We start from the raw sequence: 14,473 nt of genomic DNA on the forward strand, positions 1-14,473 counted from the left end.
GCCGATGGACGGAACCGTTCTGGTCGCCGATGACGATCGCACCATCCGCACTGTGCTGACTCAGGCACTGACGCGGGCGGGCTGCAAGGTCCATGCGACCTCGAGCCTGACGACGCTGATGCGCTGGGTGGCCGAGGGGAAGGGCGACGTGGTGATCTCGGATGTCATGATGCCCGATGGCAACGGGCTGGAGATGCTGCCCAAGATCGCGCAGGATCGCCCCGGCCTGCCGGTCATCGTGATTTCCGCACAGAACACGATCATGACCGCCATTCAGGCCGCCGAGGCCGAGGCTTATGACTATCTGCCCAAACCCTTCGATCTGCCCGACCTGATGAAGCGCACGGCGCGCGCGCTGGAAAGCCGCCGCCGCGTTGCCCCCTCGGCCCCGGTCAATGATGTGGCCGAACGCCCCGACGATCTGCCTTTGGTGGGGCGGACCCCCGCGATGCAGGCGCTCTATCGTCTGGTGGCGCGGGTCATGAATACGGATCTGCCCGTTCTGATCTCTGGTGAAAGCGGCACCGGCAAATCCCTGATCGCACGCGCCATCCACGACTTCTCGGACCGCCGCACCTTGCCCTTCGTGACGGTCACCGTCACCGACTTGCAGGATATCGAAGGTCCGGCCCGCGTGCTGGCGCGCGCCAAAGGCGGTTCCGTCCTCTTCGACGAGATCGGCGATATCGACATGGAAAGTCAGGCCCGGATCGTGCGGATGATGGACAGCCCCGGCGATCACGTGCCGCGTTTCATGGCCACCAGCCAGTCGAACCTGTCTCAGGCGATGGAAAAGGGCCGGATGCGGCAGGACCTCTACTATCGCCTCGGCGGTGCCACGGTCGAGGTGCCATCCTTGCGTGAACGTGTGGACGACATCCCGCTGCTGGCCGAGCACTTCCTCTTCCGCAGCGAAAGGGACGGAGCGCCCAAGCGGCGGCTGTCACGCGACGCGCTGGACCTGATGCGCGCCTATAGCTGGCCCGGCAATGTGCGCCAGTTGGAAAACGCGATCCGCCGCCTTGTCCTGACCAGCCGTGCCGACGAGATCACCCGCGCCGAGGTCGAGGCCGTTCTGGGCAACCAGCCCGAGATGGAACCCGTGCTGGGGGGCGGCAATGATACCGAGAAGCTGTCGGCCTCCGTCAACCGCCACCTGCGCCGCTACTTCGACCTGCATGGCAACATGCTGCCGCCGCCGGGCCTCTATGGCCGGATTCTGCGCGAGGTTGAGGGCCCGTTGCTGGAAATCGCCCTTGAGGCGACAGGCGGCAACCAAGCAAAATGTGCTGATCTTCTTGGGATCAACCGCAATACCTTGCGCAAGAAGATCACCGATCTGGATATTCGCGTGACACGGCGCCGCAAATTGATGTAAAACCGCAACAGATAAGTGGCAGATTGGCGTCGGTGCCGATCTGACCCGAAAAACGGCGGTCAGGCGCGTCAGCGCCGCATCAATCAGGACGGGGGCAACGGGTGATCACCCGGGCGCAGGGACGTATCGACTGGAACAGGCTTGCGCGGTTGCGCCGCCTGAAGAAGGTGGAGAATGTCGCCACATTGGGACTGGTCGTTCTGGGGCCGGTGCTGGCCGTGGCCACCTTTTTGGTGCTCGGACCGCTGGATCAGGGCTCCTCGGCCATCGGGCTGCGGCTGATCCTGCTGGTCGATCTGGTCTATGTCCTGCTTGTGGCGGCGCTGGTCCTGCAAAAGGTGGCAGGGCTAATCGCCGCCCGCCGCGCCCGGTCGGCCGGATCGCAGTTGCACTTGCGCCTGACGGGCGTGTTCGCGCTGTTGGCGCTGATTCCCACCGTGTCGGTCGCCATCTTCGCAGGTCTCACGATCAATGTCGGTCTGGAGGGCTGGTTCTCGGATCGTGTGCGGCAGGTGGTCGGCAGTTCGCTCGCCGCCGCAGAAGCCTATGAGGAAGAACACCGCCGCGACCTGACCGAAGATGCCATCGCGCTGGCCACCTATCTCGACAACACGCGCCGCAACACATTTTTCATGGGCGACGGCGATGTGCGTCGCGTGCTGGCCCAGGGGCAGGGCCAGATCCAGCGCGGCCTGCGCGAGGCCTATGTGATCGACGGCACGGGCGAAATCCGCGCGCGGGGTGAGCGGTCCTATCTTTTCGACTTCGAAACACCCAGCGCCGCCGTCATCTCTGCGGCGAGCGCGGGCGATGTCCAGATCATCGAGGATTGGGACAACAACGAGTTCCGCGCCCTGATCCGTCTTGGCGAATTCGTGGACCGCTACCTCTATGTCAGCCGCGACGTGGACGGCGAATTGTTGAACCTGCTGGATGACACCAAGGAAACCGCGCGTTTCTATCAACAACTCGAGAACGAGCGGGGCCGCGTCCTGTTCGAATTCGGTCTGGTCTATCTGGGCTTTGCCGTCATCCTGATTCTGGCCGCCGTCTGGCTGGGCATGTGGTTCGCCGAACGCCTGTCGCGTCCCGTGGGTCGTCTGACCGGGGCGGCACAGCGCGTCGGGGCAGGGGATCTGGAGGTGCAGGTGCCCGATGAGGCGGGCGATGACGAGATCGCCATGCTGGGCCGCTATTTCAACCAGATGACCCGACAGCTCAAGGGCCAGCGCGACACGCTGCTGGACAACACACGCCAGATCGAACGCCGCCGCCGCCTGTTCGATTCCGTGCTCAGCTCCGTCACCTCGGGCGTGGTGGGCGTCGATGCCGAAGGCCGCGTGACCTTCGTGAACCGCTCCGCCGAACGTCTGCTGGACTGGCAGGAGGATCGCCAGTCGGTGGCCCTTTCGGTCGCGGTGCCCGAGTTCGGCCCGCTTTTCGACCGTCTGCAACAGGCGCAGGTCGAAACCGCGCAGGACGAGATCAAGGTCAGCCGCACAGGTCGGCTTGAAAACCTTCTGGTGCGCATGTCCACGAGGCGCGGCGACGAGGGCCGGCTCGAAGGCTATGTGGTGGCTTTCGACGACGTCTCCGATCTGGTTGCGGCACAGCGCATGGCCGCATGGGGCGACGTCGCGCGCCGCATCGCGCATGAGATCAAGAATCCCCTGACGCCGATCCAATTGTCCGCCGAGCGCATCAAGCGCAAGTTCCGCAAACATCTGGATGATCAGACCGGCGCGGACCTTGAACAGTTGACTGACGTAATCGTCAGGCAAACCAATGACTTGCGGCGCATTGTTGATGAATTCTCCAAATTCGCCCGGATGCCGGAACCCGAACGCCGCCCCGAAAGCCTGACAGCGCTGGTGCGTGACGCGGTCCTCTTGCAGCAGGCCGGGCAGCCCGGGGTGACGATCGTGACCGATCTGGCCGATGACCCTCTGGCCGCCGAGGTCGATGCCACGATGATCCATCAGGCCTTGACCAACCTGATCAAGAACGCGGGCGAAGCGATCGAAACCCTGCAAGCCAAGGGTGCCCCCGAGGATCACGCGGCCCAGATCCGCGTCACCACGACACGCAGCGCGACCCATGCCGAGATCCGCATCATGGACAATGGCATCGGCCTGCCCGAAGACCGCGCGCGCCTGTTCGAACCCTATGTGACAACACGCAGCGAAGGCACCGGGTTGGGCCTGCCCATCGTGAAAAAGATCATCGAGGAACATGGCGGCACCCTGACCTTGCAGGATGCTCCCTGTTTCGAGGGGCAGAGCAAGGCCGGCGCCATGGCCGTGATCCGGCTTCTGCTGGCCCCGGCCGGACAGGTGGAACAGGACGGCAACGACATTTCCGCGACCGAAGCGCAGGAAGGCCCCTCCGGCCCACGCGCCGGTCACGTGACAGAAAAGCAGAGGAGTGGCAAATAGATGGGCGACATTCTTATAGTCGATGACGAGCGCGACATCCGCGAGCTGATCTCGGATATCCTTGAGGACGAAGGATATGACACGCGCCTCGCAGGCAACTCGGACGAGGCGATGGCCGCGATCAACACCGAACCGCCCGCGCTGATGATCCTGGACATCTGGCTCAAGGACAGCCGGATGGATGGCATCGACATCCTCAAGACAGTCAAGCGCGACAATCCCGATGTGCCGGTCGTGATCATCTCGGGTCACGGCAATATCGAGATCGCCGTGGCCGCGATCAAACAGGGGGCTTACGACTTCATCGAAAAGCCGTTCAACATCGACCAGCTTCTGGTGGTGATCCGCCGCGCGATGGAAACCAGCCGCCTGCGTCGCGAGAACAGCGAATTGCGCCGCAAGGATGTGACCGCCGCCGAAATGGTGGGGGCCTCCGCCGCGTACCGTGCTCTGATCGGGCAGTTGGACAAGGTGACGAAATCCAATGGCCGCGTGATGCTGACCGGCGCGCCGGGCTCGGGCAAGGAAGTGGCCGCCCGCTATATCCATGCCCATTCCAACCGCGCGGGCGCGCCTTTCGTCACTGTGGGCTGCGCCTCGATCGAGGCCGACCGCATGGAAGAGGTGCTCTTTGGCCGCGAGACACCCGAACGCGGGGTGGAGGCCGGCCTTCTGGAACAGGCCCATGGCGGCGTGATCTATTTCGACGAGGTCGCCGACATGCCGCCCGGCACCCAGTCCAAGATCCTGCGTGTGCTGGTGGATCAGCAGTTCACCCGGCTGGGCGGATCCGACAAGGTGCGCGTCGATCTGCGCGTCGTCTCATCCACCAATCGCAACCTCGAGGCGGAAATCGCCGCGGGCCGCTTCCGGCAGGAACTGTTTCACCGCCTGAACGTGGTGCCGATCGCCGTGCCCCCTCTGGCGGACCGGCGCGAGGATATCCCGTTGCTGGCCGAACATTTCATTGACCTCTTCCACCGCACGCAAGGCCTGCCACTCCGCCCCCTCAGCGGCGAGGCGGCGGCCCTGATGCAGACGATGGAATGGCCGGGCAACGTGCGCCAGTTGCGAAACCTGATCGAAAGGGTGCTGATCCTAGGCGAGGGCACTGGCCCCATCGAAGTGCGCGACCTGCCCACGGGCGAGGAGCGCGGGGCCGACGAAGGCCGCGTGGTCCTGTCGGGCATGCTCGCCACGCTGCCGCTGCGCGAGGCGCGTGAGGCATTCGAACGGGAATATCTGCTGACCCAGATCAACCGCTTCGGCGGCAATATCAGCCGCACCGCCAGTTTCGTCGGCATGGAACGCAGTGCCCTGCATCGCAAGCTGAAATCCCTCGGGGTCGTGACCTCGAACAAGGCGGGCGGCCGCATCGCCCATATGGACGACGACATGGACGAGGCAGAAGAGGACGCGCTGGAGTGATCCCGCGCGCCCCGGCGCCTCTCAGCCCGGCGTGACGATCTGGAATGTGCCGTCGGCGTTGCGGATCGCGCAGCTATTGGGCGCAAGCCGTGGCAGCACCGTCGTCGCCCCGGCCGGAGCCGCCCGCTTCACCCCCTGCGAACAGGCGGGCAGGTTGACATAGGTAAAGCCTTTGTTGGCCATGCACTGGTTCAGCACCCGCGCGCGCAACCCGGCATTGGCATCATAGGTCCGGACCTCACCACCCACGCGGTCATAGACAACGGTGCAATTACCCGCGCTGTCACAGATGCGGCGCGGCACGATACGAATGGGATCGCGCTCGATCCGCTGGTCAACGGGTACCTTCGCCAATGCCTCGACCTCGCAATCGGTCAGGGTATTGTTCATCGCCGCCACAGGAACGCCCGCCTTGTGATACAGGCCCAGCGGACCACAGGCGGACAGGACAAGCGCGGCAAGCCCCAGAACGGACAGCGCGGGACGGGGCAGGGACAAGGCGAAACGGAACATGGGACAACCCTCTGACGACAGGACAGCTTCACTGTGACGCGGCGGGCTGAAAATGACAAATCAATTGACCATCCGAGGGGCTTCTGCCATCCAAGGGCCTCTGAATTCAAGGGAACGCAGGCATGAAAATCATCATCTGCGGCGCAGGACAGGTGGGCTGGCAGATCGCGCGGCACCTTGCGGGCGAGAAGAACGACATCACCATCGTCGACAATAACGCCGATCTGGTCCGCCGGGCCACAACCTCGCTGGACGTGCAGGGGATCGCGGGCTTTGCCAGCTATCCGGACGTGCTGGAGCGGGCAGGGGCGCGTGATGCCGACATGATCATCGCCGCCACCTATTCGGACGAGGTGAACATGGTCACCTGTCAGGTGGCCCATTCGGTGTTCGCCATTCCGCGCAAGATCGCGCGCCTGCGCAGCCAGTCCTATCTGGACGCGATCTATTCCGATCTCTACCGCCGCGACCACATGCCCATCGACGTGGTGATCAGCCCCGAGCGTGAGGTGGCCGAGGCCGCCTTGCAGCGCCTCTATTCCCCCGCCGCCTTTGACACCGAAGTGTTCTTGGGTGGCCGCGCGCAGCTTCTGGGCATCACTATCGAAGAGGACTGCCCCGTGGTGAACACGCCCTTGCGGCAGCTGACCGATCTCTTCTCGACCCTGCGCGCCATCGTGGTGGGCGTGCGCCGCGACGGTGTGCTCTTCGCCCCCGAGGCCGAGGATCAGCTTTTCGTGGGCGACGACTGCTATGTCTTTACGGTGAACGAGGATATCCACCGCACGCTGGAAATCTTCGGCAAATCCACCCGCAAGCAGGAACGCGTCGTCATCATCGGCGGCGGCAATGTCGGCCTCGCCGTGGCCCGCGCGCTGGAGGAAGGCACCCAGAAGATCCGCGCCAAGATCATCGAAAAGAACCGTAAATCCGCCGAACGCGCCGCCGAGGCGCTGGAGCGGACCATCGTGCTGAACGGTGACGGTCTGGATGCCGCGCTGCTGGCCGAGGCCAATATCAGCCGCGCCGATGCCGTGCTCTGCGTGACGGATGACGACAAGACCAACATGCTGGCCGCGGTGCGCGCGAAATCCGAGGGCTGCCCCATGGCCATCGCCCTGATCAACGACCCTACGCTGGTGCCGCTGATGGGACCTCTGGGGATCGACGCCTATATCAACCCGCGCGCCACCACCGTCTCATCGATCCTGCGCCATATCCGGCATGGCCGCGTGCGCGGCGTCTATTCCATCGGCGATGCCGAGGCCGAGATGATCGAGGCCGAGGTCCTCTCCACCTCCCCCATGGCGGGCAAGAAAGTGCGCGACATCGATTTTCCCGAAGGCGTGCTGGTCGGCGGCGTCCTCAAGGGCAATCAGGTCGTCAAACCGAACTCGGACACCCGCATCGACGAGGGCGATATCGTCGCGATGTTCTGTCTGGCCAAGGACGTCCCCGAGGTCGAGAGGCTGTTGCAGGTCTCGATCGACTTTTTCTGACGCGGGGCCGGGATGCGCAAGCGCCTCTTCGACCAACCTCTGCTCATCCTGCTGATCGGCATCGCGGGCCTGTCGATGTATCTGCCCGCGATCCACGCCACCGTCCAGCGCAGCCACAGCGAGGCGCGGGCCTTCTTCTATGCGGGCATGCTCACACTGACCATCGTCACACTGGTTGCCATCGCCATGGCCGCACAACCGCGCCGGCGCAGTTCCTTGCGCAACCTCGCGGCGCTGATGGCCGCCTTCACCCTCTTGCCGCTGATCCTCGCCGTGCCCTTTCACGACGCCTTGGGCACAACTTCCTTCCTCAACAGCTATGTCGAGATGGTCTCCAGCCTGACGACGACCGGGGCCACCCTGTTCGACCCCGCGCGCCTGTCACCCACGCTGCATCTATGGCGCGGGATGGTGGGCTGGATGGGCGGCTTCCTGATCTGGGTCGCGGCCTCGGCCATCCTGGCTCCACTCAATCTGGGCGGGTTCGAGGTGACTGCCACCTCCGAACCGGGGCAGGGCGAGACGCGCTTCACCCAAGGCGGTCTGGCCGATCCGCAGCAACGCATCATCCGGGTCACCGCGCAGCTCTTGCCGATCTACACCGGTCTGACACTGGCGCTCTGGCTCATGCTGCTGATCCTCGGTGATCCGCCACTGGTCGCGCTGATCCACGGCATGTCCGTCATGGCCACCAGCGGCATCTCGCCGCTGGGCGGGGTGCAGGACGCCGCCTCGGGTCTGGCCGGAGAGATGCTGATCGCGCTTTTCCTGCTGTTCGGCCTGTCGCGCCTGACCTTCTCGTCCGACACGATCACCACGGCCCGGCGCGGCATCCAGCACGACCCGGAATTCCGGCTGGGCATGCTGCTTGCCCTTGGCGTGACGGTGCTGCTGTTCCTGCGCCATTACCTTGGCGCCTTTCAGGTCAGCGCGACAAGCGACATGCTGGCCCCGCTCCGCGCCCTCTGGGGCAGTTTCTTTACCATCCTGTCCTTTCTGACCACGACCGGTTTTCAAAGCGCCTATTGGGAAGCCGCGCGCAGCTGGTCGGGGCTTGAAACCTCGGGCATCATCCTCATGGGACTGGCCCTGATGGGCGGCGGCGTGGCCACGACGGCGGGCGGGGTCAAGCTGCTGCGCGTCTGGGCACTCTATCTGCACGGCCTGCGCGAGATGGACCGTCTGGTGCATCCTTCCTCGGTCGGGCATTCCCGCTCGGGCAGCAGCCGGATCGCCCGCAAGGGCGCCTTCTTCGCATGGATCTTCTTCATGTTCTTCGCGGTCTCGCTGATGTTCCTGTCACTGGCCTTCGCCGCACTGGGCAGCACCTTCGAACAGGCCATCGTCCTGTCCATTGCCGGGCTGACGACGACCGGCCCGCTGGTTGGCACCGGCTCTGTCGCGCCGGTCCTGCTGATCGAACTGGGACAGTCGGCAAAACTCCTGTTCTGCGCCGCCATGGTCTTGGGGCGACTGGAACTTCTGGCCTTCATCGCGCTTCTCACCAGCAGTTTCTGGCGCGATTGAATGGCCGCGAAACGCCCCTTGCGGTTGATCTTGCGCAACCCCGTCTGACCATGGCGGTAAATGGCTGATTTTTGGGCTGGAATCTTCGGCATCGTCGCAGCATAGTGAAAGAACAGGGACATTGAACCGATCTGCGGTCACAGCAAGAACAAAGGCATTCATATGGCTTCCGACAAACAGAACCTTCAGGATGCATTCCTGAACCACACGCGGAAAACCAAGATTCCCGTGACCATTTTCCTGATCAACGGCGTCAAGCTGCAGGGTGTGATCACCTGGTTTGACAATTTCTGCGTGCTGCTGCGCCGCGACGGCCAATCCCAACTGGTCTACAAGCATGCCATCTCGACGATCATGCCGTCGCAGCCGATCAACCTTTATGACGGTGAAGACACCAATTGATGGAACATGACCGGGTCGCCACCCGAGCCTGGGTGCTGCATCCCGAACTCAAATCCGAACAGGACCGCCGCACTCCCGAGCACAAGCTCGAGGAGGCCGTCGCCTTGGCCGCAGCACTCCCCGACCTTGAGGTCGTGGGGGCTGACGTCGTGCGCCTGCAACGCCCGCATCCGGGCATGCTTTTCGGCAAGGGCAAGATCGCCGAACTCAAGGACAAGATGAAAGCCGCCGAGGTCGAACTGGTCCTTGTCGATGGCCCAGTCACTCCCGTGCAGCAGCGCAACCTCGAAAAGGAATGGAAGGTCAAACTTCTGGACCGGACCGGCCTGATCCTCGAGATCTTCTCGGACCGCGCCCGCACCAACGAAGGCGTATTGCAGGTCGAGATGGCCGCGCTCAGCTATCAGCGCACGCGCCTTGTCCGCGCCTGGACCCACCTTGAACGGCAGCGGGGCGGGCTTGGCTTCGTGGGCGGTCCCGGTGAAACCCAGATCGAGGCGGACCGCCGCGCCATCGATGAACAGCTTGTCCGCCTGCGCCGCCAACTGGACAAGGTCGTCAAGACCCGCACCCTGCACCGCGCCGCGCGCGCCAAGGTGCCCTATCCCGTCGTGGCGCTGGTCGGATATACCAACGCGGGCAAGTCCACGCTCTTCAACCGCCTCACCGGTGCGGATGTGCTGGTCAAGGACATGCTCTTCGCCACGCTCGATCCCACCATGCGCCGTGTCGTCCTGCCCGACAACGGTCCCGAGATCATCCTGTCGGATACGGTGGGCTTCATCAGCGATCTGCCCACCGAACTGGTCGCCGCATTCCGCGCCACGCTGGAAGAGGTGCTGGGCGCACAGCTCATCATCCATGTGCGCGACATCAGCCATCCCGACACCGTCTCGCAGGCCCGCGACGTGCACGAGATCCTGTCCTCGCTGGGTGTCAAGGAACAGACCCCGATGATCGAGGTCTGGAACAAGATCGACCGGCTGGACCCGGCCGAACATGACGCCACCCTCGCCAGCGTCAGCCGGCAGGACGACACCTATGCCATTTCGGCCATCACAGGCGAGGGGTTGGAGACACTCCTCGACGCGGTCACCCGCAAGCTCGAGACGGCCAGACATATGACGACCCTCAGCCTGCCTTTCGCGGACGGCCGCAAGCGCGCCTGGCTGCATGAGCAGGGCGTCGTCGAGGAAGAGACCCAGACCGAGACCGGATTTGATGTCACCGTCCTGTGGACCGCACGACAGGAAAAACGCTTCCGCGACCTCTGATCCGCATCGCGATCACCACAGCAAAAAGGCGCGCCCTGATCCGGGACGCGCCTTTTTCTGTTTCTTCTTGCCTCAAATATCCAACCGACCGCCCCTCCGGGAACTGCGGTCAGCGGGTCAGGCGGCCAGCGCGCGTTCCGCCTTGAACGAGATCAGACGCCGCTGCTTTTCATCCCACAGATGGAACTTCACACAGGACAGGCTCTCAATGAATCCCAGACGCTGCGCCTGCGCCAGCTCCTGATGATCGCGTAACACCTGCGGCAGCTTGTAATAGGGAATCCGCGCATAAAGGTGATGCACATGATGGATACCGATATTGGCCGTGAACCACCGCGCCAGCGGCGGCAGGTCGTAATGGGATGACCCGTGCAGCGCGGCATCATGGATCTGCCAGTCGCTGTCACCTTCCCAATAGGTCTCCTCGAACTGGTGCTGGATATAGAACAGCCACATCCCGATCGTCGCCGCCACCATGACACTGGGCAGGAAAATCAGCAGGATCGGCGCCCATCCGGCATAGGCATAAAGCGCCACGAGAAAACCCAGCGTCGCCAGATTGGTGCCCATGGCACTGGCCCAATACTGCCAGCCCGCCGTGGTCAGACCATAGGGTATCCGGTTCTGCACCAGAAACAGATAGCCCGGCCCCAACCCGAACAGCACCACCGGATGCCGGTAAAGCCGATACATCAACCGCTGGAACGGTGTCGCCGCACGGTATTCCGCCACGGTCATCGTATGCACATCGCCAAAGCCGCGCTTGTCCAGATTGCCGGTGCTGGCGTGATGCGCCGAATGGGTGCGCTTCCAAACATCATAGGGCGTCATGGTGAACACGGCCAGAACACGCCCCACCATATCGCCGGTGCGCTTCTCCGCGAAAAAGGCCCCATGCCCGCAATCATGCTGGATCAGGAACATCCGCAGCACAAATGCCGCATTGGCCACCCCCAGCGCAAACGCCAGAAGATAGCTGAAGGACAAAGCCCACAGGGCCAGCGCCCAGATCCCGATAAAAGGCAGCACGCTGATCGCCAGCTCAAAGGCACTGCGTGCCGGATCGGGCTCGCGATAACGCGCCAGCACCCGCACCCAGTCCTGCGCCGAACGGGTCGGGGCGGGTGCGGATGCGGCGGTGTCGGATGCAGTCGGAACGGATTGCACAGCAGGTGCAGGGCGGGCGGCGTCAGTCAGACGCTGGACGGGCACGTTCATCTAGGGGATAGGTCTCTTTATTGTCATTATCTCTTGCCTGTTGCCCAACGCTTTAAAGCAGAACGCATCACCTGTCGAGAAAACATCGCGTGTGAGGCTTGCCAACATGCCGCAGGCGTGTCTTGCACTAGCGGGGTTGCAGCACCGTCACGCCGACAGCCGCAGCCCGCGCCAGATCCTCGTCCAGCGACATCGGAATATACTCGCCCCGCCGCCACAACTCGCCCAGATCGTCATAGTGACGCGACAGGAAATGCCCCGATTGCCCGGTCGAGGTGATGAAGACCGAACTGTCCGGGTCCGCGAAATCATAGACCCCGCGATAACCTGCACCATGCACATTCAGGAAAGGTTCAGGCTCCTTGCCGCCGGTACGCCCGCGCAGCAGGGTCTGGTCTCCGCCACTGGTCGACTGGCGGATATTGACGAAATAGCGCAAAACCGGCACCTCGCCCAGCGTCGGGTGATCATGGGTCGCCTGATGCACATCGCCCCAGCGCAGCGCCTCGATCTGGGTCCCGTACCGCTCTTCGATCCAGATCAGCGCATCATCCAGCGCCAGCCGCGCCATATCGGTGCAGGTCTCGACCGGCGCACTCTGGATCACATCGCACCACACACCCGCCCCATCCACGTCGCGGTAGACGCGCTCGATGAACAAGGGCTCCACATGGGTGAACTCATCCGCCAGCGGCCCCAGCTCGTCGCGGATCAGACGATCCTGCAAGGCGCGCATCCAGGCGGCATAGATCAGCGGCTCCGGCAGATGCTCGTTCATCTCGCCATTCCAGTTGGCCAGCAGGTCCAGCGCCCGCTGCCTCTGGCGCAGCCGCGTCCCATCCGGGGAGGCCGATCCCGTGAACCACAGATCCGCTGCCACCAGCGACAACAGCGATTGCGCCGTCACGCTGACCGTATCCAGCTGCGCCTCGATGAAACTGTCGCGCGTATGCACCTCGCGCGTCTGCATCAGCCGCTGCCACCGCTGCACCCGCTGGCTGTCGCCCCAGACATGGCTCACATGCAGCGGAAAGGGCCGATCCACGATCTTGTTGTTGGTATTGCCCAGAATGCCGCCGGCCGGGTTCACGAATTCGGGATTCGACGCATAGGGCAGGGTGCCTTGCCAGCGATTGGTCGCGACCCAGCCGGGGCTGGGAATCCGGCCCTGGCTCTGATGCAGCGCATCCCGGCGCGGGGCCGCCCCGATCGTCTTCATCGCGATCTGCACTCCATCGGCCAGCACAAGGTTCTGCGAGGGCGCGATATAACCCTCGGCCGCCGCCAGCGCCTCCTGCACGGTGCGCGCATACATCAGCCCCAAGCCCGCGCTGACGGTCGTGTCCTGTGGCGTCAATGCCGTCCAGGCTAGGGCCGCCACATGCCCCTCCGGCGTGATCGCGCCCAGATTCGCGTGGCTTCCCGGCAGGACGGGGCCATTCTCCGACCACCGCAGCGTCAGCGTGATCGGTGCGGCCCCCTTGATATTCACGATCGAGGCGCGCGTCTCGAAGGGTTTATATCCCTCCGGCGTCAGATATTCCTCGGGATTCTCGGGGTTCAACTGTTCGATGAACACATCCTGGTCATCCAGATAGGACGAGGTGATGCCCCAGCCCAGATCCTCGGATCGCCCGGACAGGACAATGGGAATCCCCGGTATCGTGCCGCCGATCACCCCGCCCGCCGACAGTTGCAACCGCGCCAGATACCAGATCGTCGGCGCGCTGAACCCCAGATGCGGGTCCGAGGCCAGCAGCGTCCCGCCATTGGCCGACCGCGCCCCTGACGCGGCCCAGGCATTCGACGCCCCCGCCAGCTCCGGCAGATGAAAGGGCGACAGCCCATCCGCAGGCTGCGGCTGGCTTTGGGCAAACCGCGGCAGCGGCGCGTCGAACAGGCTCGCATAGCTTGGCAAGGCCGCCACGCCGCTGCCCGGCGCATCGGGCAGCAGATCGCGCAACCGCTCTTCGTCATTCAAGGCCAGAGAGGTGCGCGCCCGCTTCACTTCCGCCCCCAGATGGCCGGACAGTTGCAGGGCCATCAGCTTGACCATGGCAATGGAATCCGCCGGTTGCCACGGGGCGATCGGGGCATTGAACAGGAACATCTCGGGCGCCCCACGCCCCAGCGCCCCTTCGTTGATCTCGGCCAGCCGCGCATTGACCCCATCGGCATAGGCCTCCAGCGCGGCCCGGGTGCGCGCGTCCTGCACATCCACCGCCCGCTGCGCCACACCATACAGATCCAGCCGCCGGATCAGCGTATCGATGGTCACGGTGCGCGGCCCGAACACCTCCGACAGCCGCCCCTGCACTGTGCGCCGCATGGTCATCATCTGCCACAGCCGGTCCTGCGCATGAGCATAGCCCAGCCCATAGAACACATCCGCATCCGAGGCCCCGAAGATATGCGGCACATTGGCGTTGTCGCGCACGATCTCGACTGCCGCCGCAGGCTGCGGCGCGCCTTCGGCGATCACCACGGTGCGGTTGTAATCGGGCAGCGAACGGCTCGCGAACCAGAACACCAGCGCAAGCCCCGCCACCACCAGCAGGACCATCCCCCCGGCAATCCGCAGCAGCCACTGGAAAACCCTGACCATCCTCAACCCGTCCTTGACCCTTGCATTCAGCCCGTTAGCTAGCCACAAACCCATGAAAAGACAATTGCACAAGGGACAAGGACAATGGCGAAACTGGCATTTCTGGGTTTGGGCGTGATGGGCTATCCGATGGCGGGGCATCTGGCCGCCAAGGGGCATGAGGTCACGGTCTACAACCGCACCGCCGCCAAGGC

11 protein-coding genes are annotated in these 14,473 nt (G+C 64.0%); 8 read left to right on the top strand and 3 right to left on the bottom strand.

The features are described from left to right. The first annotated feature begins 4 nt into the window (after positions 1 to 4). From PVW27_RS08160 to ntrX, 3 genes are all read left to right on the top strand, one after another. Positions 5 to 1,378, top strand: a complete 1,374-nt coding sequence (locus tag PVW27_RS08160; protein WP_274556709.1) for a response regulator — start codon at positions 5 to 7, stop codon at positions 1,376 to 1,378. 101 nt (positions 1,379 to 1,479) lie between these two features. Then, on the top strand, positions 1,480 to 3,813 hold the full coding sequence (locus PVW27_RS08165) for a sensor histidine kinase NtrY-like (protein WP_274556710.1): 2,334 nt from the start codon (positions 1,480 to 1,482) through the stop codon (positions 3,811 to 3,813). Continuing rightward, positions 3,814 to 5,241 (top strand): nitrogen assimilation response regulator NtrX, encoded by a 1,428-nt coding sequence (ntrX, locus tag PVW27_RS08170; protein WP_274556712.1) that lies wholly within the window; start codon positions 3,814 to 3,816, stop codon positions 5,239 to 5,241. Between the two features lie 21 nt (positions 5,242 to 5,262). Here the strand turns inward: ntrX and PVW27_RS08175 are convergent, their stop codons facing one another. Beyond that, positions 5,263 to 5,754 carry a hypothetical protein gene (locus PVW27_RS08175; protein WP_274556714.1) on the bottom strand — a complete coding sequence of 164 codons (492 nt, stop codon included), beginning with the start codon at positions 5,752 to 5,754 and terminating at the stop codon, positions 5,263 to 5,265. Between the two features lie 122 nt (positions 5,755 to 5,876). On the opposite strand from PVW27_RS08175, the gene trkA reads away from it, so the two are divergent. From trkA to hflX, 4 genes are all read left to right on the top strand, one after another. Beyond that, complete coding sequence (gene trkA, locus PVW27_RS08180; RefSeq protein ID WP_274556716.1) at positions 5,877 to 7,253, top strand: Trk system potassium transporter TrkA; 1,377 nt, start codon at positions 5,877 to 5,879, stop codon at positions 7,251 to 7,253. Between the two features lie 12 nt (positions 7,254 to 7,265). Next, positions 7,266 to 8,780 carry a TrkH family potassium uptake protein gene (locus PVW27_RS08185; protein WP_274556718.1) on the top strand — a complete coding sequence of 505 codons (1,515 nt, stop codon included), beginning with the start codon at positions 7,266 to 7,268 and terminating at the stop codon, positions 8,778 to 8,780. 162 nt (positions 8,781 to 8,942) lie between these two features. Continuing rightward, a complete protein-coding gene (gene hfq, locus PVW27_RS08190) occupies positions 8,943 to 9,182 on the top strand; it encodes an RNA chaperone Hfq (protein WP_068289798.1) in 240 nt (79 codons plus the stop codon). Continuing rightward, positions 9,182 to 10,456 (top strand): GTPase HflX, encoded by a 1,275-nt coding sequence (gene hflX, locus PVW27_RS08195; protein WP_274556723.1) that lies wholly within the window; start codon positions 9,182 to 9,184, stop codon positions 10,454 to 10,456. Before hfq ends, hflX begins: the two co-directional genes overlap by 1 nt. Positions 10,457 to 10,573: 117 nt before the next feature. Here the strand turns inward: hflX and PVW27_RS08200 are convergent, their stop codons facing one another. Next, positions 10,574 to 11,674 carry a fatty acid desaturase gene (locus tag PVW27_RS08200; protein WP_274556725.1) on the bottom strand — a complete coding sequence of 367 codons (1,101 nt, stop codon included), beginning with the start codon at positions 11,672 to 11,674 and terminating at the stop codon, positions 10,574 to 10,576. 127 nt (positions 11,675 to 11,801) lie between these two features. Then, complete coding sequence (locus tag PVW27_RS08205; RefSeq protein WP_274556726.1) at positions 11,802 to 14,279, bottom strand: penicillin acylase family protein; 2,478 nt, start codon at positions 14,277 to 14,279, stop codon at positions 11,802 to 11,804. Positions 14,280 to 14,363: 84 nt separating this feature from the next. Between PVW27_RS08205 and PVW27_RS08210 the strand changes: the two genes are divergently transcribed. After that, positions 14,364 to 14,473, top strand: a 110-nt coding sequence (locus PVW27_RS08210) for an NAD(P)-binding domain-containing protein (protein ID WP_274556742.1), incomplete at its 3' end; no start/stop codon positions are given.

Origin of the sequence: Seohaeicola sp. 4SK31 (assembly GCF_028802875.1) — a bacterium.
GTDB lineage: Bacteria > Pseudomonadota > Alphaproteobacteria > Rhodobacterales > Rhodobacteraceae > Seohaeicola.

Bases quoted from the DNA above. Each gene is read 5' to 3' on its own strand.
- PVW27_RS08160 (WP_274556709.1), top strand. From the start codon at position 5: ATGGACGGAACCGTTCTGGTCGCCGATGACGATCGCACCATCCGCACT.
- ntrX (WP_274556712.1), top strand. From the start codon at position 3,814: ATGGGCGACATTCTTATAGTCGATGACGAGCGCGACATCCGCGAGCTG.
- PVW27_RS08175 (WP_274556714.1), bottom strand. From the start codon at position 5,754: ATGTTCCGTTTCGCCTTGTCCCTGCCCCGTCCCGCGCTGTCCGTTCTG.
- trkA (WP_274556716.1), top strand. From the start codon at position 5,877: ATGAAAATCATCATCTGCGGCGCAGGACAGGTGGGCTGGCAGATCGCG.
- PVW27_RS08185 (WP_274556718.1), top strand. From the start codon at position 7,266: ATGCGCAAGCGCCTCTTCGACCAACCTCTGCTCATCCTGCTGATCGGC.
- hfq (WP_068289798.1), top strand. From the start codon at position 8,943: ATGGCTTCCGACAAACAGAACCTTCAGGATGCATTCCTGAACCACACG.
- hflX (WP_274556723.1), top strand. From the start codon at position 9,182: ATGGAACATGACCGGGTCGCCACCCGAGCCTGGGTGCTGCATCCCGAA.
- PVW27_RS08200 (WP_274556725.1), bottom strand. From the start codon at position 11,674: ATGAACGTGCCCGTCCAGCGTCTGACTGACGCCGCCCGCCCTGCACCT.
- PVW27_RS08205 (WP_274556726.1), bottom strand. From the start codon at position 14,279: ATGGTCAGGGTTTTCCAGTGGCTGCTGCGGATTGCCGGGGGGATGGTC.